The organism is Paenibacillus sp. E194 (assembly GCF_000935845.1).
Taxonomy (GTDB): domain Bacteria; phylum Bacillota; class Bacilli; order Paenibacillales; family Paenibacillaceae; genus Paenibacillus_B; species Paenibacillus_B alvei_B.
The window spans coordinates 17,303-40,466 of sequence record NZ_JMDX01000023.1 but is presented as its reverse complement, the minus strand read 5'-3'; the positions used below and the strand labels follow the sequence as shown (position 1 = coordinate 40,466).

The 23,164-nt window shown below is 48.1% G+C and carries 20 protein-coding genes and 1 pseudogene; 7 read left to right on the top strand and 14 right to left on the bottom strand.

Annotated elements, in window-relative coordinates; translation table 11 throughout:
- Positions 1–31: 31 nt before the first annotated feature.
- The 5 genes from AZ66_RS05260 to AZ66_RS05240 form a co-directional block, all read right to left on the bottom strand.
- A complete protein-coding gene (locus AZ66_RS05260) occupies positions 32–1,264 on the bottom strand; it encodes an aminopeptidase (RefSeq protein ID WP_044353881.1) in 1,233 nt (410 codons plus the stop codon).
- 177 nt (positions 1,265–1,441) lie between these two features.
- Positions 1,442–1,654: a hypothetical protein gene (locus AZ66_RS05255; protein WP_044353880.1), complete on the bottom strand. Its 213-nt coding sequence runs from the start codon at positions 1,652–1,654 to the stop codon at positions 1,442–1,444.
- 129 nt (positions 1,655–1,783) lie between these two features.
- A complete protein-coding gene (locus AZ66_RS05250) occupies positions 1,784–3,193 on the bottom strand; it encodes a DUF4179 domain-containing protein (protein ID WP_044353879.1) in 1,410 nt (469 codons plus the stop codon).
- Complete coding sequence (locus AZ66_RS05245; RefSeq protein ID WP_044353878.1) at positions 3,193–3,726, bottom strand: RNA polymerase sigma factor; 534 nt, start codon at positions 3,724–3,726, stop codon at positions 3,193–3,195. Before AZ66_RS05245 ends, AZ66_RS05250 begins: the two co-directional genes overlap by 1 nt.
- A gap of 397 nt (positions 3,727–4,123) precedes the next feature.
- Positions 4,124–4,867 carry a hypothetical protein gene (locus AZ66_RS05240; RefSeq protein ID WP_044353876.1) on the bottom strand — a complete coding sequence of 248 codons (744 nt, stop codon included), beginning with the start codon at positions 4,865–4,867 and terminating at the stop codon, positions 4,124–4,126.
- A 164-nt stretch (positions 4,868–5,031) separates the two neighbouring features.
- Between AZ66_RS05240 and AZ66_RS05235 the strand changes: the two genes are divergently transcribed.
- Positions 5,032–5,502: a GNAT family N-acetyltransferase gene (locus AZ66_RS05235; protein WP_044353875.1), complete on the top strand. Its 471-nt coding sequence runs from the start codon at positions 5,032–5,034 to the stop codon at positions 5,500–5,502.
- A gap of 129 nt (positions 5,503–5,631) precedes the next feature.
- Here AZ66_RS05235 and AZ66_RS05230 read toward each other — a convergent pair whose 3' ends face one another.
- Positions 5,632–6,669: an RluA family pseudouridine synthase gene (locus AZ66_RS05230; RefSeq protein ID WP_044353874.1), complete on the bottom strand. Its 1,038-nt coding sequence runs from the start codon at positions 6,667–6,669 to the stop codon at positions 5,632–5,634.
- A gap of 268 nt (positions 6,670–6,937) precedes the next feature.
- Between AZ66_RS05230 and recQ the strand changes: the two are divergent.
- The 4 genes and pseudogenes from recQ to AZ66_RS05210 all read left to right on the top strand — a co-directional run bounded on the left by recQ (position 6,938) and on the right by AZ66_RS05210 (position 12,695).
- Positions 6,938–8,754 (top strand): annotated as a pseudogene (gene recQ, locus AZ66_RS05225) (DNA helicase RecQ).
- Positions 8,755–8,831: 77 nt separating this feature from the next.
- Complete coding sequence (gene csaA / locus AZ66_RS05220) at positions 8,832–9,194, top strand: chaperone CsaA (protein ID WP_044353888.1); 363 nt, start codon at positions 8,832–8,834, stop codon at positions 9,192–9,194.
- Positions 9,195–9,688: 494 nt separating this feature from the next.
- Positions 9,689–11,494, top strand: a complete 1,806-nt coding sequence (locus AZ66_RS05215) for a B12-binding domain-containing radical SAM protein (protein ID WP_044353873.1) — start codon at positions 9,689–9,691, stop codon at positions 11,492–11,494.
- A 256-nt stretch (positions 11,495–11,750) separates the two neighbouring features.
- Positions 11,751–12,695, top strand: a complete 945-nt coding sequence (locus AZ66_RS05210) for a DUF2167 domain-containing protein (protein WP_044353887.1) — start codon at positions 11,751–11,753, stop codon at positions 12,693–12,695.
- A gap of 111 nt (positions 12,696–12,806) precedes the next feature.
- Here the strand turns inward: AZ66_RS05210 and AZ66_RS05205 are convergent, their stop codons facing one another.
- From AZ66_RS05205 to AZ66_RS05180, 6 genes are all read right to left on the bottom strand, one after another.
- A complete protein-coding gene (locus AZ66_RS05205) occupies positions 12,807–13,538 on the bottom strand; it encodes an ABC transporter permease (RefSeq protein ID WP_044353886.1) in 732 nt (243 codons plus the stop codon).
- A 1-nt stretch (position 13,539) separates the two neighbouring features.
- The gene (locus AZ66_RS05200) at positions 13,540–14,253 is read right to left on the bottom strand and encodes an ABC transporter permease (RefSeq protein WP_044353872.1); all 714 of its coding nucleotides are present in this window, start codon (positions 14,251–14,253) and stop codon (positions 13,540–13,542) included.
- On the bottom strand, positions 14,250–15,164 hold the full coding sequence (locus AZ66_RS05195; RefSeq protein ID WP_044353871.1) for an ABC transporter ATP-binding protein: 915 nt from the start codon (positions 15,162–15,164) through the stop codon (positions 14,250–14,252). Before AZ66_RS05195 ends, AZ66_RS05200 begins: the two co-directional genes overlap by 4 nt.
- A 251-nt stretch (positions 15,165–15,415) precedes the next feature.
- Positions 15,416–16,801, bottom strand: coding sequence for a sensor histidine kinase (locus AZ66_RS05190; RefSeq protein WP_044353869.1), 1,386 nt, complete (start codon positions 16,799–16,801; stop codon positions 15,416–15,418).
- Positions 16,798–17,472, bottom strand: coding sequence for a response regulator transcription factor (locus AZ66_RS05185; protein WP_044353868.1), 675 nt, complete (start codon positions 17,470–17,472; stop codon positions 16,798–16,800). Before AZ66_RS05185 ends, AZ66_RS05190 begins: the two co-directional genes overlap by 4 nt.
- Before the next feature lie 161 nt (positions 17,473–17,633).
- Complete coding sequence (locus AZ66_RS05180) at positions 17,634–18,860, bottom strand: MFS transporter (RefSeq protein ID WP_044353867.1); 1,227 nt, start codon at positions 18,858–18,860, stop codon at positions 17,634–17,636.
- Positions 18,861–19,064: 204 nt separating this feature from the next.
- Here AZ66_RS05180 and AZ66_RS05175 point away from each other — a divergent pair, with 204 nt between their 5' ends.
- Complete coding sequence (locus AZ66_RS05175; RefSeq protein ID WP_044353866.1) at positions 19,065–19,370, top strand: ArsR/SmtB family transcription factor; 306 nt, start codon at positions 19,065–19,067, stop codon at positions 19,368–19,370.
- 229 nt (positions 19,371–19,599) lie between these two features.
- Here AZ66_RS05175 and AZ66_RS05170 read toward each other — a convergent pair whose 3' ends face one another.
- Positions 19,600–20,421, bottom strand: a complete 822-nt coding sequence (locus AZ66_RS05170; RefSeq protein ID WP_044353865.1) for a CPBP family intramembrane glutamic endopeptidase — start codon at positions 20,419–20,421, stop codon at positions 19,600–19,602.
- A 187-nt stretch (positions 20,422–20,608) separates the two neighbouring features.
- Between AZ66_RS05170 and AZ66_RS05165 the strand changes: the two genes are divergently transcribed.
- Positions 20,609–22,462: a helix-turn-helix transcriptional regulator gene (locus AZ66_RS05165; protein ID WP_044353864.1), complete on the top strand. Its 1,854-nt coding sequence runs from the start codon at positions 20,609–20,611 to the stop codon at positions 22,460–22,462.
- 54 nt (positions 22,463–22,516) lie between these two features.
- Here the strand turns inward: AZ66_RS05165 and AZ66_RS05160 are convergent, their stop codons facing one another.
- Positions 22,517–23,029, bottom strand: coding sequence for an aminoacyl-tRNA deacylase (locus tag AZ66_RS05160; RefSeq protein WP_082061462.1), 513 nt, complete (start codon positions 23,027–23,029; stop codon positions 22,517–22,519).
- Positions 23,030–23,164 lie beyond the last annotated feature (135 nt).

The following is a 23,164-nucleotide window of genomic DNA, read 5'->3' as shown; positions in this document are numbered from 1 at the left end:
ATTATAGGACAGCCCCTTTGCTTGCTCAATATCAGATTGCCCAGTTGCCCTTGCGGAAGATTGGCTCTGTTGTGCCATCCTTAAGAATGCCGTCGATGTCCATGTCCGCAGAGCCGATCATGAAGTCCACGTGCGTAATGCTGCGGTTCACGCCGCTCTCTTCCAGCTCTTCCTGAGACATCTTCGTTCCGCCTTCTACATTGAACGCATAGCCGCTTCCGATTGCCAAGTGGTTGGATGCATTCTCATCGAACAACGTGTTGTAGAACAAGATGTTCGATTCAGAGATTGGGGATTGATGCGGTACAAGCGCCACTTCACCCAAGAAGTGCGAGCCTTTGTCTGTGTCGACGAGCTGCTGCAGAATTTCTTGGCCTTGTTCAGCTTCTACCTTCACGATACGGCCATTTTCGAACGTGATCTTGAAGTTGTCGATCAGGTTGCCACCATAGCTAAGCGGCTTCGTGCTGGACACATAGCCGTTTACGCCCAGCTTATGAGGCACCGTGAATACTTCTTCTGTTGGCATGTTCGCCATGAACGGCACGTCCTTCTCGTTGACGCTGCCAGCGCCTACCCACAGATGCTTCTCAGGCAATTCGATCGTCAAGTCCGTTCCAGGAGCTGTATAGTGCAGCTTGTGGAAGTGCTTGCCGTTCAATACTTCAACTTTCTTATGCAATGTTTCGTTATGTTCCGTCCAAGCTTGAACCGGGTTGTCGGAATTCAGGCGAATGGATTGGAAGATCGCATCCCACAGCTTCTCTACTGCTTCTTCTACAGCTACGCCAGGGAACACTTTGGCAGCCCAATCGCGGGAAGAAGCTGCAACAACTGTCCAGCTTACTTTGTTCGCTTGTACGCAGCGGCGGAAGTGCTCCAGTGCTTGTCCAGATGCCTTTTGGTTATTGCCGATCCGCTGTGGATCCACACCCTTCAGCAAGTCTGGGCTGGAGGAGACGATAGAGATGAATGCAGCACCTTTATCCACGAAGGTATTGCGCTTCAATGCTTCCCATTCCGGGAATTGAGTGAACACGTCGTCTGATGCCTTCTCGAATTTCAAGCGAGTTGTAGCCTCATCCGACCAATCGATATGTACGTTGCGTGCGCCTGCTTCATATGCCTTGCTGGCAACGAGGCGGGCCAGTGGAGCGACTTCGATAGAACTGTTAACGAATACATCTTGATCCTTCTGTACGTTGACGCCGACCTTTACGATAAGTTCAGCATACTTTTCTAATTGCTGCTCGAAATTTACCATGGGTAGCCACCTCTGTTCCTTGAATTCATAAATCTGAAGTCATTCCTCAGTATGTTCTCAATATACCATTATTGGAGGGGTTGCAGCAAAGTTTCCGGTGCAATAGTCTGTAGGCTGTAACATGAAAAAGGGGCTGAACCTCAGAACATGAATTCTGAGATCCCCCCCTCTGCAGGCTTACACACCCATACGCTTGCGTTGATTGTTAATCTTCTTCGTATTCTGGCTCTTCATTGTTGGTTGGCCAGATTCCTGATGCTTGTGCACGCCTTGCGATTTCCCTTGGGCCTGCTTCTTCTGCTGCAGCATGCGCTTCGCGGCATCCGCCAAGCTCACTTTCTTGCTCTCCGCAGCCTCAGCATTCCCCTGGTTCTCCATGTGCTCAGTCATCGTATCACCCCCGTGCGGCAAATAGATCGGTAAGATGTTAACTCCATCTCATCCCCATTATGAATGATTCTAACTGAAATGAATAGTAGGAGTTGTCGAAACTTACTTCTCTTTGTACTTTATCGGATTTTACCGTATTGGGATTTGGAATTCAAGCTCCTTATAAAAGGTCGCTTTGCGGAGCTTGCTTGAATACAGCTTAATAGGTATGTCTTTTTGGAACGGATATTCGCCAACGTACGAATATACGCTGTTGTTCACACGCAGCAGCTTGGAATTGTCGCTAAATACTCGTTTTCCGTCTTGGATGAAATCCATGGCAAGGTTCTGGCCTACAGGGTCGTTGCCGTTCACATCATATTGAATAATGACTCTGTCCTCTTCGAATGCCATGCTGTTCACTGTAACGGAGCCAACCTCTCCCTGCTGCAGCGTCAGTGGAAGCGCATTTGGATTCAGCGTGATCGCTGCATTGCCATACCGTCTCCCGGATTTATAGGGCTTAAATATGAGCGTCTTGGAGCGTTCGGGTATTGGATCATACTTTTTCGTATGTATCATCTCTGCAATATTCGTTTGCATTTGATTGCCTGGCCCGCCTGAACCGCCTGCAGATGAAATAATATATCCGTACTCATCCACAACCATATAGTCGCTGTTGAATCCGCTCCAGCTAGAAGAAGTCGATGGGTAGGCTTCTGCGGTCATGAATCGAATCTCGGTTCCTAGCGGCGAAGTAACGACGGACTGAAGCGTGATGGAGCCAATGCCGTCAGGCGCCTTATTGGTCTTATTAATAGGCATTTTTTTCGTCAGGGACGCATTCCATTTGACGGGAATTTGGAACTTCCAGTTTCCTTCCACATCTCCGACCTTCTTAATCGTGATCGGCAGCGGGAATTCTTTCGATATTTTGGCGTCTCGATCCGGTTCCGTGCCGAGTATCGACTCGAACGATAATATTCCGATGTTTTGCGTTGAGGTTTCCGAGCGCACATTTGACCAAGCATGGGACCAAATATCCAGCGCATGTGTTGGATCCTCCTGAGTCCTGCTCTTCACAATTTCATATCTGTCCGACCGATCCAAAATAATAGGAAGCTTGCTCGTCGAGCTTTCCTGTATGCCAAGCTTAATTTCCACGCCGTCATACAACACCTCGGTAATGGTCAGCGTAATGCCTTGATCCGTTGCGCTCAGATTAACGGGAAGGGACAATCCTTTCCGATTCGCATCCTGCAAGGCTTTATCGCCGAGTGCTTCAAAGATTTGACCGATGAACGGCACCTTTCTGAGCGTCTCAGCCATAGCGGGTGAAATGAATCCGGAAGCTAATGTTCCCCCGATTGCGAGCACGACCGCGGCCGCAACGAACCAAGATTTCCGATGGCGGGAATGAGTCCGATGCTGCATCGGCATTGATTCTGTCTCCAGCAATTGCAGCGTTTGCTCCAAACGTGATCGTACGAGCTCTGGGATTTCGGAGCTGAGATTTCCGGTTAGGTGCGTACGGATTTGTTCGTCGATATTCGAATTCATTAAATCATTAGCTCCTTTCCATTCTCACGTGAGATATGAAGCATGTCCGCGAGCTTGTTTCTGGCGCGGAACAGGCGAGACTTCACGGTGCCGACAGGCTGATCCAGCATATCGGCTACCTCCTTAAGCGGCAAATCCTCAATATAGAACAGTGTTACAACGATTCGAAGGTCTTCTTCTAGCGCATTGACGATTTCCAGTGTTTCGATATGTTCATACTCGCTAGCTTCGGCTTTCGAATGCTGGAGCTCAACGAAGGGTACGGTTTGTTTTTTCTTTCGCAGCAATGTTCGGCATTCATTCACAAGGATGCGGACGAGCCAGGTTTTGAAATATTTCGGCTCGCGCAGCGAATGAATGGAGCGATATGCTTTGAGCACAGCTTCTTGTATGGCATCTGCGCAATCTTCATCGGAATGTACAATCGACTTGGCCACTCTGTATAGGGGGGCTTCATAGGTGCGAATGAGCGTGCCAAATGCGTCCTTGTCCCCTTTGCAAGCTCGTGCTGCGAGTTGTTCTGGCTGCTGCACAGTAATGATCTCCTTTTTTTATAATGGGGCCAAGGCCCATATCATGGTGCGAGATAGAGGTCGTGACACAAACCCTATTTGCTTGATTCATTTGTTCAAGATTCTGTTGGAGCAGTAAGGGACATGCTCCAGAACTTTCCTTTTTGATTGATCTTACCATAGACGCTCGGCTTTCCTTGTTTCGCGAATGTATACTGCTCTTGCTTGACGTGAACCTGGTAGCCTTTCAAGTCTATGCCGAAATATTGCTTGACCATTGGAGCAGCCGCAGCAATGGCTTTGTCACTCGTATAAAAAGGCTTGGCGAAAGCCTTTTTACGTGCTTCTTCTGATGCATAATGGGTAAATTCCTCATAGTTGACAAAGGACGTCAGCTTGCCTGTAGCAGCATTGACTTTTACCAGATAACGGCCGCTTTCATCGGAGAATGAGGCTGTTTTTGGTTTTCTGCTTGCATGTCTATGTACATCTGGACGAAATTGCGAAGCTGCTTGTTTTTGTCTGCTGACAGGGATTGAATTGTTTTCTTGGCTAGCGCACTCCATTTTGAATCGATTTTCGCCAAGGCATAATCCGTTGACACGTACGTTGCTTTGCCTGTGACTGCATCAACCATGCCTGAAATATTGCTGCCGTCGTTGAAGGTCCAATGGTTCATGTCTTTATCGGCTTTGACACGAGTAATTTGCGTAATCTTGAATTTCTGTTGTGTATCCAAGCTTTTCATTGCTTTTTGGATCACGGACTGAAGCGAAGTATCGAGCTCTTGCCATGTGAAGTTGATTTCGCATGCTAAAATATCGCCCTTTGCCTTGCCGATCATGACGCGCGCCCGCTTGTCTTTGTCTTCGATTAACAATCGATCCTCTCCGAGATATTCATAGCCTGCCTCGGCACCACTGTGCAAAGTAGTTAGTTCCATCGTTCTTTTAGGAGCTAGCTCCTGCAGGGCCTTCTTTGCTTTTTCGATCATTGCGGGATCAAGGTTATCCAATGCCGATGCTTCGATTGTAGTTTTTTTTGCAGCTTCGTTTGTCGGCTGTTCCGCCGCATATGCGGTATGAAGCGTAAAGTTAGCTGGTAGGCTTGTGCTGAGCAAGCTTGCAGTGATAGCAGCAAGCATGAATGTATAAGATTTCATAATGAATCCTCCTGAATCGATTGGTTTTGGTTGATGTACCCATTAGATGGCTTGAAGTGGAGGGGAGGTTCACGAGAAATTAAAAAATGATTAATATATAGAATAAAGGTGAACGATGGGATTCTAGTTTTGGTAGACTTGTATCGGAAGGAGTCTGGAAAATCATGCATATACGATCATTTGAAAGAGAAGATATCGCGCAGATTGTCGCCTTATTCTTCGATACGGTACACACCGTGAACGCAAAAGATTATACCGCTGCACAATTACAAGCCTGGGCGCCGGCGGATGAACAGGTAGAGAAGCTGGCACGCTGGGCAGAGTCGTTAAGCCAGCACATGACGTATGTAGCGATTCGGGACGGCGAATTGGTCGGATTTAGTGATATGGATGCTGGCGGGTATTTGGATCGGCTCTATATTCATAAGGATGTTCAGAAGCAAGGTGTTGCAACAGCATTGTTGTCCAAGTTGGAGCAGGAAGCGAGGAAGCTGGGGCTGTCCGAAATAAGAACAGATGCAAGTATTACGGCAGTTCCCTTCTTCGAGCGGCACGGGTTCTGCATCCTTCAAGCTCAGACGGTGCAGCGCAGAGGAGTTGACTTGGTGAATTACAAGATGAGCAAGCGATTGTAACTCAGGTCAACAGAAGAGAAAAGGCCCAACAATTATAGGAAAGAAAATAGCCGCTCCCTTAATTGTAAGGTGAACGGCTATTTGTGTTGTTCGTTTGCGATATTATATCGTAATCTAATTTGAGAAAATTTAGCGGCGATCTTTTCTGATTGGAGCAGAGCCGTCCTGTTGCAATAAGCGGGTAAACGGCTTCGGAATGCCCGTATCGAATCGCATTGGTGAGCCCGTAGTCGGATGGGTAAATGCCAGTATGCGGGCATGCAGGCCAAGTCGTCCTAGTCCTCTTGATTTGGCGCCGTACTTCTTGTCACCTACGATCGGATGACCGAGATCCTCCATGTGAACGCGGATCTGATTTTTCCGCCCTGTTTCGAGATGAACCTCCAGTAGGGAGTAAGCGCTATTCGCTTCCAGTGTTTTGTAGTGCGTAACCGCATGCTGGCCATCGTTCTGATACGGACTGGAATACATTTTCAGTGTTTTCATTTCCTTCAGCCAGGAGGAAATGGTGCCTTCCGGCTGGCGAACCTTGCCTTCAACTAGCGCAACATAGGAACGTTCCTGTACGATCTCTTTCCAATTATTTTGCAGCTGCTGCTTGATGTCTTCCTTCTTAGCGAACATCATGACCCCGGACGTATCCCGATCGAGACGATGCACGACAAATATCCGGTTGCTCGGATGCTGCAAGCGAACATGCGTCGTTAGCTGGTGGTAGGCAGTCAACTCCTTCTCCTGCTCGGAGGCAATAGACAGCAGACCGGCTTCCTTGTTGATGACAATAATATCGTCGTCCTCATGCAGTATCGACAAACCTACAAATGGAGGAGCTTCAATGATTTTCTCCTTCGACAAGCTTACAACTTGTCCAATCTGGAGCGGATGATTATAGGCAGTTACGGCTTGTCCGTTGACAGAGATTTGACCGCGGGCAAGTGTGGATTTGATGGAGTTGCGCCCCATATTTTCTACCGTATTTAGTAAGAAGCTGAGCAGTTCGGCCGGTTCCTGCACCGTATATTCACGAGCCTTCGGCGGTGTCCGATGGGTTGGGGTGGTTGGTTTGACTGACTTGGTTGCTTTAGCTGATTTGGCTGGCTGATAAGCTTTCGTCGGCTGATTCTTCTGCGGGCCTTTTCTCGGTTTATGGTTCTCTCGCTTACGCATTGGTAAGACCTCCTTGATGAGTAGACAACTATACAGAACAGTGCGCTTCACAGATGGCGCTGATGGCGCGCTGTAGGATATGTTTTATGGAATGCTATCACTATAGCAGAAAGTTTGGGCAGATTCTATTCAGATTAGGCGAAAAAACATACATAGGGGTAGGAGACAGTGAAGTGGGAGCTATTACCTCGTGTGAAAAGCCCATGTTATAATGAAGGACAGGAACAATAGGTTGCCGCAAGGGAACGGGGAAAAGGAGTCTACGTACATGTTTACAATGGACCAAGCGCGAAGCGCATTACAGCGAGTATATGGCTACGATGGCTTCCGCGATGGACAACGGAAAATTATCGAACATCTTGCCGAAGGCAAGGACACGGTGGGGATTATGCCGACCGGCGGGGGAAAGTCAATTTGTTATCAGATTCCAGCAATGCTGCTGACTGGGGTAACGCTGGTAATCTCGCCGCTTATTTCATTAATGAAGGATCAGGTGGATGCGCTGCACAGCTTGGGGGTCAAGGCTGGATTCATTAATAGCACGCTTGAGATGGGGAAGCAGGCCGTCTCATGTGGCAGGCGCAGGAAGGGCGCATTAAGCTGCTCTATGTAGCGCCTGAGCGGTTAGAGACAGAATGGTTCCGGGAACGCGCGAAATCCATTCCAATATCGATGATTGCGGTAGACGAAGCCCACTGCGTCTCGCAATGGGGACATGATTTTCGTCCAAGCTATCGGACAATTGCACCTTTCATTCAGGAACTTGTGCAGAGTGGCCGCGAGCGTCCGATTGTGGCGGCATTTACAGCAACAGCAACGCCAGAAGTAACAGAGGATCTCATTCATTCCTTGGAACTGCTGGAACCCGAACTTGTCGTTACGGGATTCAAGCGGGATAATTTGGCGTTTACGGTGCTGCGCGGCGAGGAGCGGAAGGCGTTCACGCTTGATTATGTCCGGCAGCGGTCGAGCGAATCAGGCATTATTTATGCGTCGACGCGGAAGGAAGTCGAGGACATCTATGACATGCTGAGACGTGCAGGAATAGCCGCTGGCCGCTATCATGCTGGACTCGAAGATGAGGAGCGGGCGAAAATGCAGGAAGCCTTCCTCTATGATGATGTGCGTGTCATTGCAGCGACGAACGCGTTCGGCATGGGCATCGACAAATCCAACGTACGGTACGTGCTGCATTACAACATGCCGAAGCATATGGAAGCCTATGTGCAGGAGGCAGGACGCGCGGGACGCGATAGTGAGCCGAGCGAATGCGTGCTATTGTTCCATCCGCAGGATATATTGACGCAGAAGTTCTTCATCGAACAAAGCGAGGCGACTCCAGAACGGAAGGCGCATGAATATAAGAAGCTGCAAGTCATGATTGATTATTGCTATACGACCGGCTGTCTGCAAAATTATATGGTTCGTTATTTTGGAGAAGAGGGAGAGCAGCCATGCGGCGTATGCGGCAACTGCAAGGACGAGCGTGAATCGATTGATATCACGATTGAAGCGCAGAAGATCTTCTCCTGCATTTATCGGATGCGTGAGCGGTTCGGCGTATCTATGGTCGCTTCCGTACTGAAGGGGTCGCGCAACAAGAAGGTCATGCAGTATGGATTTGAGAAGCTGTCTACGCATGGCGAAATGCGGCATTTGGCGGAGAAGGAAATTTCGGATCTCATCTATGTTCTTATAGCCGAGGGATACTTGCAGCTTAGCGAAGGGCAGTATCCGGTCGTTCGGCTGCTGCCGCTGGCAGCGGATGTATTGAAGGGCAAGCGAACCGTTGAACAGCGGGTTGCGAAGTCGTTGAAACCGAAGGCGGGCACTGTCATTGATGAGACGATATTTGAGCAGCTGCGTCTCATTCGGCGCGAGTTGGCAAGCCAAGCTGGAGTACCGCCTTACATTGTGTTTAATGACAGCACGCTGCGGGAATTGGCGGAGCTGCAGCCGACGACCGAAGCGGGCATGCTCCGTATTAAAGGGGTAGGGGAAGCGAAGCTGAAGCAGTTCGGCATGCCGTTCCTTGAATTTTTCCAGCAGCGGGAAGAAGAAGCGGGTCGCTACGATATGGAATAGGGTTAGGGATTGCAGATATAGACGAATGGGCTATGGGAACAACGAATGGATAGCGATGAATAAGGAGCTGAAGCATGATGCACGAGTTGAATCTGGATCAGATCAAGGATGAAGCAAGCATTCAGGATTTTATGAAACTAGATATACGTGTTGGAACGATCGTAGAGGCAGAACCGTTTGACAAGGCGCGCAAGCCCGCGATTAAGCTGTCAATCGATTTTGGGCATCTCGGAACGAAGCGCTCAAGTGCGCAAATCACGGCTCGTTATACACCGGACAAGTTGTTAGGAAGACAGGTCGTTGCTATCGTGAATTTCCCGCCGCGCCGTATCGCCGGCTTCGACTCTGAAGTGCTCGTATTGGGTGGAGTGCCTGGGGAAGGCGATGTTGTTCTACTAAATACAGATGAGATCATTCCGAACGGCACACCAATTGCATAAATGGAGGGATAGATCCGTATCACTACGATACGGAGTATCTCTTGTAATGTAGCAGAGCCTTAATCTTGCTTAGGTTGATTTGAAATACAGAGAAGAGGTACACGATGTTGGGTAATGATCAAGAGCTTGCTCATTTTTTAGTAGATGCGAAGCAGCGCACGTATGCTGCAGCGGATAATAACACATCTGTACAAACGGAATTACCTGGATCCGTATAGTTGGAATACCGCAATGGAGACTGCGTATATCGGGATATTTACTTTGGCCAAGGGAGATCGTAGGGTTTACGAGCTGCGCTATAGTGGTGGTATGATTCGATAACCATTTTCGATTGCACTGACACAGAATAAAGCAAGCTGCCTGCAGCTTGCTTTTCTGTTCAAGGTGGTTTCTTGGATGCATGTCGAGATCTGCCTTTACTTTGGTTATAATGGTAGAGGCTGATCGAGCAGCTCGATCACGTAAGGGTAGTGTCTGATGAGAGGAAGGTTTAGATGAAAGTCGTACTTGCAACATTAAATGCTAAATATATTCATACCTCGCTGGCGATACGCTGCTTGAAGGCGCATTGCGAAGGCGAGTTCGATGTCGACATTGCCGAATATACAATTAAGGATCCGGTGATGAATATCGTCTCGGATCTGTACCAGCGAGAGCCGGATGTGATCGGGTTCTCCTGCTATATATGGAACATCGAGGAGACGATTAAGGTCGTCAACATGCTGCGCAAGGTGCGGCCGGAGATCCGCATCGTACTTGGCGGCCCCGAGGTGTCTTATGACACGAAGGAATGGATGGAGCGGCTGTCGGATGTTGACTTCATCGTCATGGGTGAAGGAGAGGAGACGCTGCTTCATTTGCTGAGGGAGATCGAAGGCGAAGGGAAGTATCATTTCGTATTCGGGGTAGCGTATCGGAAGCAGGGCGAGGTAGTGCTCAATCCGCCACGGCCGAAGCTGGACTTGAATGAGATTCCGTCTCCCCACCGCTTTGCGGAGGATATTCCGAGCCTTGGCAAGCGTGTTGTCTACTTCGAGACAAGCCGTGGCTGTCCGTTCAGCTGCCAATTTTGCTTATCCAGTATCGAGGTTGGCGTTCGCTATTTCGATATTGAACGGACGAAGGCGGACATCTTGTACTTAATCGATAATGGGGCGAAGCTCATTAAGTTCGTCGATCGGACGTTCAACATCAAGCGCGATTACGCAATGGAAATGTTCCAGTTCCTCATTGAGAACCATCGCGGCTGTGTATTCCAATTTGAGATCACGGCGGATATTATGCGTCCAGAGGTGCTTGACTACTTGGCTGAGCATGCACCACCCGGCGTATTCCGCTTTGAGATCGGCGTCCAATCGACGAACGATCCAACGAATGAGCTTGTGAAGCGGCGCCAGAACTTCACGAAGCTGACCCGAACCGTCATGAAGGTGAAGGACAGCGGTAAGATCGATCAACACTTGGATCTAATCGCAGGGCTGCCGCTTGAGGATTACAATACATTCCGCAAAACATTCAACGATGTATTTGCACTGCGTCCAGAGGAATTGCAGCTCGGATTCTTGAAGATGCTGCGTGGTACAGGACTTCGTCTGGATGCTGAGAAGTACGGCTATGTCTTCATGGACCATGCACCGTACGAAATGCTGTCGAATGATGCGCTTCCGTTCCGTGATGTCGTGCGATTGAAGCGTCTGGAAGACGTACTGGAAAAGTATTGGAACGCGCATCGCATGGATCGGACGATGGAGTATTTGATGCATACCGAATTCGACTCACCGTTTGATTTCTTCCAAGCATTCGGCGACTTCTGGGAAGCAAATGGCTGGCAGAAGATTGGACATCAATTAGAAGATTTGTTCGTAAGACTGCATGCCTTTTTAACCGCGCATGGACTCAAAAAGCCGCATGTGGCATTGGGGTTAATGAAGCTCGACTACTTCATGAACCAGAAGTATAAGCCGCGCAAAGTATGGTGGATCAAACAGCTTCAGAAAGAGGAGGCTTCGCGCGTTCTGCAATGGGCGGCAGGACAGGCTGAGCTTGTGTCTGAGCAATTCGCAGCTCTAGGTCTTTCGGAGAAGGACCTGCATAAGCACGCTGTTGTAGAGATGATCCCGCATGAGGCAGTTGTTCGCAGCCGTTCACTCGGAATGTCCCAACATACGGAACATGGTTTCGAGACAACCGACGAGGGGTTAACAGATGAAGTGTACGGCATTTTCTTGTATCAGCAGACAGATGATGAAAAACCGTTGCTATTTACGGTGAACCAATCCCGTATGATCTTAAATAAATAGGACTTTAGGAGCAATCTTGGGTGGTAGACCTAAGATTGCTTTTTTTATCTCTTCTCATCAAGTCCTATCAGCGAAAACTAAATAGTCATGGGGATGATTGGAAATGAAAAACGTACCAAAAGTCTCATGAAAATCACATTTTAACCTCATGTGAATGATGAAGGTAGGCATATGTACTTATTTTCATACATTCTTTCTTCCGGTATAGTTTGTCGAGAGAAAAATAGAGAGAGATTCTAGGAGGTAAAAGATTGTGATGAAATGGTTCAAAAAAACAGCTGTCATAATGGGATGTGCTGCACTTCTTATGACGGGATCGATGCCAGCGCATGCTGAGGGAACTGCGAACTACATTGTTGGTGCAGGACAGGCGGTAGAGCTTGATCAAGGAATTGCGACAGTGACCTTGAAAAAAGGAATGGAATACATAAATGGCACGGAAACGAAAGCCATGATTACGAGAAATGGCGGAAAACCTTCCGGCTCCGAAATCGGTACGGTTATACCAGAAGACGGCCGCTGGTTTTTGTATTTTGAATACACCGATTCCGGACATATCAAAGATAGCGATAAAAATGAGATCGATGCAGATGAACTGCTGAAGAGTTACAAAGACGGACAAGAAGAAGCAAATAAAGAAATGACCCCTGAAAATCATCTATTTGTGGATGGTTGGGACGTAGCTCCTAAATATGATGAAACAGCACGTAGAGTTGTATGGTCGCTATTACTGCATGACAAAGACAATGCCTCAATGGTCAATTATAACGAGCGTATATTGACGCGAGAGGGTTATGTGTCGGCGATCTTGGTCTGTGATCCCAAAAAGGTAGAAGCATCGCGTAAGGAAATGAATGATCTGGTCTTGTCTACGCTGAAAATCAAAGAAGGCAAGCGCTATGAGGATTTCAATGAATCGACGGATAAGGTGGCGGAGTATGGCTTGGCTGGACTTATCCTTGGCGGAGCGGGTGTTGCCGTTGCCAAAAAAGTTGGATTAATCGCATTGGCGCTCGGCTTGTTCAAAAAGTTCTGGATCGTTATTGTGGCTGTCATTGCTGGTGTGTGGAAGCTCTTAACAGGCAAGAAGCGCAACAAGGAGCAGGAAGAAGAGGAAGTGCAATCTGCTGCAGGTGATGAACAATCGGCTTCTCAGCAGTCCTCGCAGCAGCCTCCATCTCAACAGCCGCCAATGTCATAAATTCAAAATGAACAGGATCGTATCCTATATGGAAAGAGGCAGACTAGACGATGATGTCTATCTGCCTCTTTTTTTCTACGTATTTACAAGATGCAGGATGTCCTCATAAAGCTACATGTCTTTGCGGTTGAAATAAATAAGACCACTAAGTAGAAAGAGCAGGAATCCACCGACAATGACGAACAAAAGTGTGCCGAGCGAGACATTGAATGCCCCGTATTTCTCCACGCCGTTCATTGCGAGTGCAGGCTGTGCCCAAGGATACCATGGGCCGTACTTTTCCAAATTGACGATGAGCATATTCGGCAGTGTCAGCATCACGTTAATAGCAAGCGGAGCCGCGAAGCTTGACCATGATACGGACACGAACAGCTGAAGCGCGGCAACAGGCAATGTAGCCAGCCAGCCATTGGAGAAGGCTCTCAGAAGTTCAGTCCAAGGGATAGGTGCTGTATATCCTTTTAATAAGCCGACAGCAATTGCACCTAGCAGGAACAGTACTTGTGTTAGTCCCAGCAGCAGTGTAACATGGGCGAATTTCGCCATGTATAGGCTGGAGCGGGACACAGGCAAGGAAAGCATTTGTTTCCAACCGCCTCCCGCGTGCTCGTACCGGCATATAAATGCAGAGAACACGCCAGCCAACAGCGGTAAGAACAACATCGCGTGCGCGATTGACATCGTCGACCATAAATAGAGCCACTGGATTTCGGGCGGCTGCTGCTCGGAAATGAATAGGCCGACGAGCATGGCCAGCAGAGGACTGATCAGGGTAAGCAGTCCAATATGGGATTTGCCCAACTTTAAACGTTCAGATTGAAATAATCGCAGCCATGTTGCCACATCAATCCACATCCCTTCTAATGAAGTGAACAAGGCTGAACAGAAAGACGACGAAGCCGATCAAGATACCTGCGATGACGGAGTACTCTGGAATATTGGCTTCATTTACAAGCAGCGGCCACTTGTACGGCATCCAATCCGGCATTCTAATCGAATACACGGATACGATCGTGCCTAGAATTCCGCAAGTAAGTGGAATGGCTTGGTTGCTGATAACGGTAGATAACCATAGCTGCAGTGCGAGTATGGGCATAGCCGCTAAGAATGGATAGAAGCTGTTCATGAGCAGCAATGACCAAGGAATATTTGTGCCGAAGCCGAGAAGAAGGCCGAGCAGTACAGATCCGATAGCAAGCAGCAGCGATGCGGTGAACATCATGAACAAGCTCAGGATATATTTAGATGTGAAAATACTGAACCGTGACACAGGAAGCGCGAGCAACTGCTTCCATGAGCTTTGGCGATGCTCGATACTTGCAATTAAAGAAGTAACTAGCGTTATGCCGAACAATAGGGCTAGAACGGCCAATAATTTAATGTCGCTAAGCAGCCCGAACCATACTTGATCTTTCAGCTTGGATACGAGGTAGTCATAACGCAAGCTGTAATTGAGTGCCTGCAGGCTGATAACACCGAATGGGCCTAGGACAATGAGCAGCCATATCCATGTATGGCGTATTTTCACAAAGTCAGATGACAGCAGCTTCCCGATCATCGATTGTTCCCCTCTCCAGTCATTGAGAGGAAGATCTCTTCCAGCGACTGCCGCTGCTCTTCTACTCGATACACGGACAGTTGGTTATGGACGAGCAGATCGACGACGGAGGCAACCTGACTGTCTGGCATGTAGTTCATCAAGACGCGTCCTTCCTGCTGCTCTACAGCACATCCAGATGCAGCGAGCAGATTCGCTGCCTTGACAGGATTCGAGACCGCGAATCGAATACGATGCTGCGCCTGATCCTGTAATACGCTGATGGAATCCTGAAAGACCATACGTCCATGCTGAATAATGCCTACGCGCGTAGCCATCTGTTCAATCTCACTCAATAGATGACTGGATACAAGAACCGTAATGCCGTGCTGATGGGGAAGGCTCTTAATCAGCTCTCTAATTTCCAGAATCCCAGAGGGATCAAGGCCATTGGTCGGCTCATCCAAGATGAGCAGCTCTGGACTGCCCAGCATAGCTGCGGCGATGCCAAGCCGCTGCTTCATGCCAAGTGAATACCCCTTAACTGGGCGATTGGAATCGTTTGTAAGACGAACGATGGCAAGCACTTCATCGATCCGCGACTTCGGCACATCGATAATTCTGCGTATGGCCTCTAGGTTGTCCCGACCAGTCAGATGAGCATAGTACGATGGATATTCAACCAGCGATCCGACCTTGCGCAAGATTTCTAGCCGATGGGAGTGCAAGTTCTTGTTGAATATTTGAATGTTGCCCTTCGTGGGGCGAATAAGTCCAAGCAGCATGCGGATCGTCGTTGTCTTGCCTGCGCCGTTCGGGCCAAGGAAGCCGTATATATCCCCGCGTTTAATCGTAAGCCGAAGCTGATCGACTGCTCGGCGGTCGCCATATGTTTTCGTCAACCCTTCGGTTTGAATGATTGTTTCACTCAACGTATATCACCTCGTCAGTTAACGATACAGGTCGAAGGTTAAAACAAAGGCGGCTGCTTGTTTAAATTCTGTTTAAGAAAGGATCTGTTTAAAAAAGGAGAAGAAGCCCATGAACATGATCGCGTCCATGGGCGTAGTAGGGGATGTACATTTATTCATAAGGATACTTTCGGTTAGTTCGGCTTTCCGCAGTGGAAGTAATTTATGTTGGTCTGGATTCTGGATTCGTTACAGTTGGGTTCAATTGATTCTTATGTTACATAAGGTTTAGCCTTCATAGGCTCTATCCTCATCCTTGTTCCTTCTGAACTGCTCGTTACTTCCCATTGCAGCTGCATTTCTGCGGTCATCAACTCGACAATCGTCAGCCCAAGGCCAACGCCTTTACTAGTGGACGCAGCGCTCATACCGGGTCCGTGATCCTCAATCACAATTGCAGTCTTCTCTCCATGCCCATGAATCGCAATTCCAATATATCGCCCTTCTGCGGCATGGCGCACAATATTTTGAAATAAATTATCGAGGATGCGCGTCATCCACTGTGAATCGACCCTCCAAGTAACGGGCTGCTCCGGGAGCTCAATATGAATCTCAAAGCCTTCTTTCTCCCAAATCGGGTACCAGCTTGCCGCAGAAGTTCGGACAAGCCGCAGCATATCCGTTGCTTCCATCTTCAGCGAATACTTGTGAGCAGACAGCAGCGTGTACGCCAATAAATTATCAACAAGCTGTCCCAAATCATTGACTTTCTTATCGATAAGAACAAGCGACTGTTGACCTTGCTCAGACAATGGCTCTCGTTGGAGCGAGTGGGCATGTCCCCGAATCGTGGTTAGCGGTGTTCGAAGATCATGGGACAAATTAGCGATCAGTTCCTTGCGCAGAGTTTCTTCCTCTTGTTCCCGTTGACGGCTGGAGGTGAGCTGCTTGATCATTTGGTTGAAGGTATGCTCCAATTGACCAATTTCATCCCACTTCGTTATCTCGATTGGCGAAGGCAAGCCATTTGTGTTATCGGGAACCATCGCCTTGCCTAACCGCACAAGCCGACCCCGAAGCCTGTAGAAGAACCACCAAGAGGCAACTGTAAATAGACCAAACACGAGGGTGATGACGATAAGAGCGTGTGTTGTGCTGTATCCCGCTCTATCTGTTACCATCAAATTTCGAGCGATTTGCATAACCATGAATCCTTGCTTCGGATCCTGCCCGATAAAAGCTACGACGGTGAACGGATCTCCATCGTAGCTCTTCTTCATAAAGGTAATGGCGTCCCCAGCATTCCATTGTGCTGGCAGGCTGGGCTGTACAGGAAGCTGAAGGCGAGTAGTACCGCTGTTATCTACCCAGAATAATTTGGCCTCCGGGTACTCCTTCTTCAGCTCATGCAGTCTTTGTTCAATCGCGGCACGGTCGGCTTGCTTGAATTGAGCAGCTTCTTGGTGCCACCGCTCTTCCAAATTAGCTGCTACCGCATAACGATTTTCGACGGGTTCCCCCCCATTCTGCAAGAGAGATACATAATACAGAATTGTAGAGGTTAATGGAAAAATAATTGGCCAGATCATGAGCGCGACAAATACAAGCGTCAAATACCGGATCAGCAGTGATTTGCGAAGTGGAATACGGGAATTCATAGCTTCACCCGATATCCGATGCCGCGAATCGTTTCAATAATTTCTGGCTGGCCTGGATCGTTCTCGATTTTCTCCCGCAGATGTCGAATATGAACCATGAGTGTCTTATCGCCCTCCATGTAGGGTTCGCCCCAGACGCTCTCATAAATTTGTTCCTTCGTTAAGATCTGATTGGCATGACGCAGCATGAAGGTAAATATATGATGCTGCTTGCCTGTCAGTGTGATTTCTTCACCGGTCAAGGCATGCACAATGTGATTATCGTGCAGCGAAATACGCAGATGCTTCAATTCGATGGAAGCAGGGTACTGCTTCTCGAAGCGTCGCAGCAGTACCTCCACTCTTGCAGCAAGCTCATCCGGATGGAACGGCTTCGTTACGTAGTCATCGGCGAATTGCAGCCCCTGAAGCTTGTCGTCAATAGACGTGCGAGCTGACAGCAGCAAGATGGGCGTACTTGGATATTCGCGTTTCAGACGCTGTCCCACCGTAAATCCGTCCAATCCGGGAAGCATCACATCAAGTATGATCAGATCGCTATCAGGTGCGTGCACCAGTGCATGTTCACCGGACAGCAGCCACATCACCTGATAGCCTTTATCTTGCAAATAACTGCTGGCCCATGTCCCGATTTCTTTGTCATCTTCTATGTATAACAGCCGTTGACTCATTATGAACGATCTCTCCCTATCGTGTCTTCGTGTCATTGAACATTATAGCTTAAATGAAACCAGATGATAGAGAAAGAATGCAATAGTTGGACGATAGCCGTGTAGTTCATACTAGATTCATCAGCCCTCGCTACTAGTACCGAATAGGAGGCAGGTAGAATCTATTTCTGCTGCATCGCCGCCTGACTATTAATCGGCTGCGGGTTGTGCAGCAGGCTGCGGAAGATAAACAGGGATGCTGTATAGCACAGCATCGTAACAACTACGATGGAAGCAAACCCTGCAACGCGTACATAGAGAATACCAGCCAGAACGGATCCAAGCATCGTTGCAAAATACATTGTGCTGTTCGCCAGCGCGGATACGGTTCCACGTGCATTCGGCTGATCCTTCTGAAGAGTTCCCATTAAGAGAGGGAACAGCATGCCGCCGCACAAGGCGATCAGCGCATAAGCGATACTAATGAATGCAATAAGTTGGCTGGTCATGACGATCACATACATCGCGATCATGCCAAGGAGTGAATATGTAACAGTTCGCCGAATGCCGAGCGTGCGTTCCACCCTCGAGACGAGAATACTGCCGAACAAATTGCCGATCCCAAAGCCAAGGATGAATAGTCCCGTTTGCTGTACAGTAAGAGAGAAGTCATCAGCGAGCCAATTCCCCAGATAAGAGAAGGTAGAAAAAGTACCTAGTTGATATAAAAAATATCCGAGAAAAGCAAAGGTGGTGCTGCGGCGCGAGAAAAGAGCACGATATTGTCGTCCAAGAGAGCTCAGTGAACTTCGTTGTTTCGTCGCTGATGGGATAGAAGGGAGCTTTAGCGCCAATATGATGGTAATGAGCAGCGCAGTTACTCCGATGGCATAGAAGGGCAGTCTCCAACTGCTCGCGGCAAGCAGGCTGCCAAGAGGTACGCCGAGACATTGCGAGACGGCTAAGCCAGCAGTTGCGGCGCCCATCGCTTTGACGATTTTGTGGGGTGCTACTAATTGAGGGATGGATGCCCATATTTGCGGCGAGGCGATTGCCGCGCTTATTCCCGCCAAGGCGCGGTAGGCGAAGAAGAGGGTGAAGCTTGTTGTTGAACCGCACAGTGCTGTGAACAGAGAGAATCCCAGCATCCCTCCAAGGAGACAAGACTTGCGATCCAGTCCGTCGGATAGCGGTCCGGCGATTAGGGCGAAAAGGGCGTATCCGAGTGCATAAGCAGAAATAAGCCATCCTGATTGTTCGACAGAGATATGTAGAACTTCCCGTAGTGTTGGCAGCATAGGAGAGACGATAAAGGTATCTGTACCGATGATGAACATCGTGGCAAAGAATAAAGACATAATAGTACGGAATGATGATGCGGCAAGCGGTTGATTCATCGTGTTGCTCATTGTAATTGGCCTCCTGTAATGAATACGCGATCTCATGCGGCAATGATGTACGCAAGGGATCGTTTTTAATCGAGATGATTCATAGGTTGCAAATGATAATGAAATAGGTAAGATTCACTGAATATGAAGGTGCGCACCTTTGTTCAATAGTTCGAGTGTAATCGAACTATTGAATGATGTCAATCATTTCGGTACAATAATGACATGAGAACATTATTTCATCCCGATATCGAACATATTGAACTTTCGCAAGTGTTCTATGCGCTCAGCGAGCCGATTCGAATGAGTATCGTGCTGCAATTGATGAGCATTCCGGAGCAAACCTGCGGGGGATTCGATTTATCACTGTCCAAGTCTACCATGTCCCATCATTTCAAAGTACTGCGCGAAGCAGGCATTATTCGAACTAGAATGGAGGGAACACAGCGATTCATCTGTTTGCGCAAGGATGAGCTCGAAGCACGCTTTCCTGGTTTAATGCAAGTAATCCTGACCCAAGCCAAGGTATGACGTCGTAGTTCGGCTAATAGAGGAAGGGAATCGCAAAGTGTTAAAGTTGAAGTGCTGAGCCCCGCATGGGTATGAAAATTCATGAACAAAGACGCCTCCATCCCACAAGTATAGTGGTTTTGGAGGCGTCTTTGTTTATCTGTCATGAACTCTCTTGTTACTACTCTCTTGTTACTACTCTCTTATTAATGCTCCCTTGGAACATCAGCTGTTCAGTTATTTTAGGTGTTTATGATTGAAAATTGGCACCGTGGCGGCGTAAGCGCTGCATGATCCATACCGTAAGCAGCATATAACAGAGAATGACAACGCTGCTGTTGTCTCCTGCTACATATACAGCTATGCCTGAAGTCGGAACCGCAATGCTGCGCAGAACACTCCACATTACATTATGTGCCGAGTGGAAGATAGAAGCTGTCCATACACTGGATGAGCGCAATCGAATATAACCGATGACAGGGCCTAGGAACAGGCAGGATACGACAATGAATAGGCATGCAAGAATCGGATTTTGATCTTGGTGGTAGATGGGAGACAGCAATATAATCGGGATATGCCATAGTCCGTGAATCAGGCCGGTGGCGAATAACGCTTTTCTCTCTCCCAAGCTATTTACAAGAAGCGGAAGCAAATAACCTCTCCAGCCAAGTTCTTCACCAAGTGAGCTTGTAAGTACGGCGCCGACAAATTGTATCGCAACTACGATTGGGAAGGCCGTCCAATCATAGCCTGAATAGTTAGACGGGACCTCGAAGTCTAGTACACCAACGCCCAAGGCGGATCCATAGCTCAGCGCTACAATGACAGATGGAACCGTGATGCAAAGGAGCCACCATTTGAACCCGAATTTTCGTAATCCAAGCGCGGCCCATCCGGATCGCGACCGGCCGTCTTTCGTCACCAAGAGGAGCATAATGAAGGCAGCCACTGTTGGTGTGAGCATGTACAGTAAGAAATTGGTGTTCGGAACGATACTGAAGCCTATAGCGAGAATGAAGACGATTGCTGTGTAAATCAGCGCTTTTGTATGGCTGTGTAAATTTGAAAACATGCTGCATTCCTCCGGTTTCGCTTTTTTTCATGGGCCTATCATATTACAATAAGGATGGTGCTCCCAGTGAGGAACATCTGAAATGCTGTCATATGAATATCCTATTTTGGATGTGTAGAGGTTATCAGGAACATAACTGGCTGAGTGTACAGAGAAGTATGTTACTTACATAGAAAGAGGCAAGTGAATGGAACAACGACAATGGCATTGGATCGACACAGCTCTAATGGGCTTATACATTCTCTGGATTGTATCAGGGGTAGTTTATATTGCCATATCACCGGACTTTAGTACGATTCATACCGGACGTACAGTCGTACCGTTTATATTGTGTTCTGCGCTGCCTTTGTGGTTCTGGAGACCTGGCAGCATTCACCCGTCGAAATTTATTGCCTCGGAAATAATTTTGTCGGGAGGCATTAACATTTCCATGCATTTGTCGATGCCTGTTTATCTCGACAATATGGTGCTGCCCGCACTTCTCATTGGATTTATGACGTCAAGGAAGAATGTATGGTGGGGAGGTTCGCTCGTCGGACTTTTTCCTTTCATTGGTTTATGGAGTGGCAAGTTATCTTGGCTTCAGGCTTTGGACTCGTCTGTAAATCATTTCATATTGTTCGGGATCGGTGTTGGCTTTCATGTGTTCCTGCATTCGCAACGAAGAATGAAGCAGCTGCTTCAAGAGAATGAGCATCAATTCAATATTATTCGTCAATATGCGGAGCAAGTGGAGCGTCTTACCGTTCAGGAGGAGCGCAATCGCGTAGCTGGCGAATTGCATGATACATTAGGTCATTCCCATGCATCGATTGTTATGGGGTTGGAATCGGTCAAGGTTCTTATGGGGGACGACCCTGAACAAGCAAAAAGTAGGCTTGAGAGTGTGATTGTACACGCACGGAGCAGCTTTGAAAAGATACGACATCACATTCATGGTATCGCTCCTTCTGAAGAAGGGGAGAGAACATTGGATGAGGTATTGAAGCACTTGCTGGACACGCTTGGCAATCAAACTGGTATTGCATGTAATCTCAAAACAGAAGGCATCATCTACTCTATTCCTTATGCACACCGTATGGTATTAGAGCGTTGTGTGCAGGAAGCCGCTACAAATGCAGTGCGTCATGGTAGAGCATCATCGATCAAAGTTAACCTTGTCTATGACGAGACAGAAGTATGCTTATCGATTCGGGACAATGGGCTAGGCAATGAGAAGCTAGCCTTTGGCTATGGTCTGTCATCAATGCAGGATCGCCTGCATGCTTATGGTGGACACTTATTGGTGCGTACTTCATTAGGGAACGGCATGGAAATTGTATGCAGGATTCCGCGCAAGTTGCATATAGAGGGTGATCAGCCGATCCGCTTGCTCATTGCTGATGATGAGCAGCTCTTTTGTGAGAGTTTGTGCTATTTATTCAGCCAAGAAGATGATGTCTATGTCATAGGTGCAGCGGTGGATGGGAAGGAAGCGGTTGAATATATGGAGTGCGAGCATCCTGATGTCGTGCTCATGGATATTCGAATGCCGCGAATGGATGGCTTGGCTGCTGTTCGTGTGATGAAGGAGCGATGGCCGGATGTGAAGATCATTCTGCTGACTACGATTGAGGAATCAGATTATGCCGTTCAAGCGATTGATGCGGGAGCGGAAGCGTATCTGCTAAAGTCCATGCATCCGAAGGAGCTGCTTGCCAGCGTCCGTCTTGTACATCAAGGGGGAACGCTCCTATCGCAGCCGATCGCACGATTGATGACCGATCAATTAATGCAAATGGATCACACTGAGGATCGAAGTGAAATGGCAGGGAGTATGGGGCCATGCATGGAAAGCAGTGAAGATCCATTCGGCTTAACTGAACGTGAGAAGCAGGTGCTCTATTATTTGGCACAAGGAAAGAAATACCGTGAAATTGCTCAGATTCTCTATTTGTCCGAAGGAACGATCCGTAATCATATCTCAAGCCTATATGCCAAGATGGGAGTAAACAACCGGATGTCTGCTGCGAATGCAGCACGGAAAGCACGTCTTGTATAAAATGAGAGAAAGCGCTTAGTGAAGTCACTAGGCGCTTATTTGTATATTGGACAGTTATTTTCGTACTCGTGCTACAATGGCTTGATTGACACGCATCATTTCTTGGACGGAGATTCGCGTCAGTGAATAGGGGGAGCCCCCGCCTGTATATACGAATTCCTGTTCCAGAACCTTCGGATCGATAAGAAATGTGGCTGTGAAGCCAAAGGAAGGAATCCCGCCGGCAGGATATCCGGCTAGCTGAAGCATTTCTTGCTCGAGCGCCAAGCGTGGAGGGGGAATAAGCAGTGCCTTGCCAACTCTGCTGGTGCTTGCGCGGTCTTCGCCCTTGACGATGGCTACAAGTAAGTGACCTTCACCATCGATCATGCAGACATTTTTAACAAAATCAGCTTTATCGGCTTGCACCGCTTGAGCAGCATCCTCAACGGAATGGCACAGTTGATGTAGACGCAGATGTTCAGCAGCTATTTGATTCGCGCGGAGATAGGAAATAAGCTTGTTATCATATTCATTTGTTGACTGTGGTGGTTCCGAATTTGCTAGATATTCCTTATTCTCATTCATTTATGTTCCTCCATTCAAAAGGAAAAGAGCTCGTGTAAATGCAAGTGAACGTGTAAGTGAAGTGTAGGTGTAGGTCGCTTGCTAATAAAAAGGCATCCGGTCTCCCCGTAAGGAATCGGATGCCGAGCCAATTAT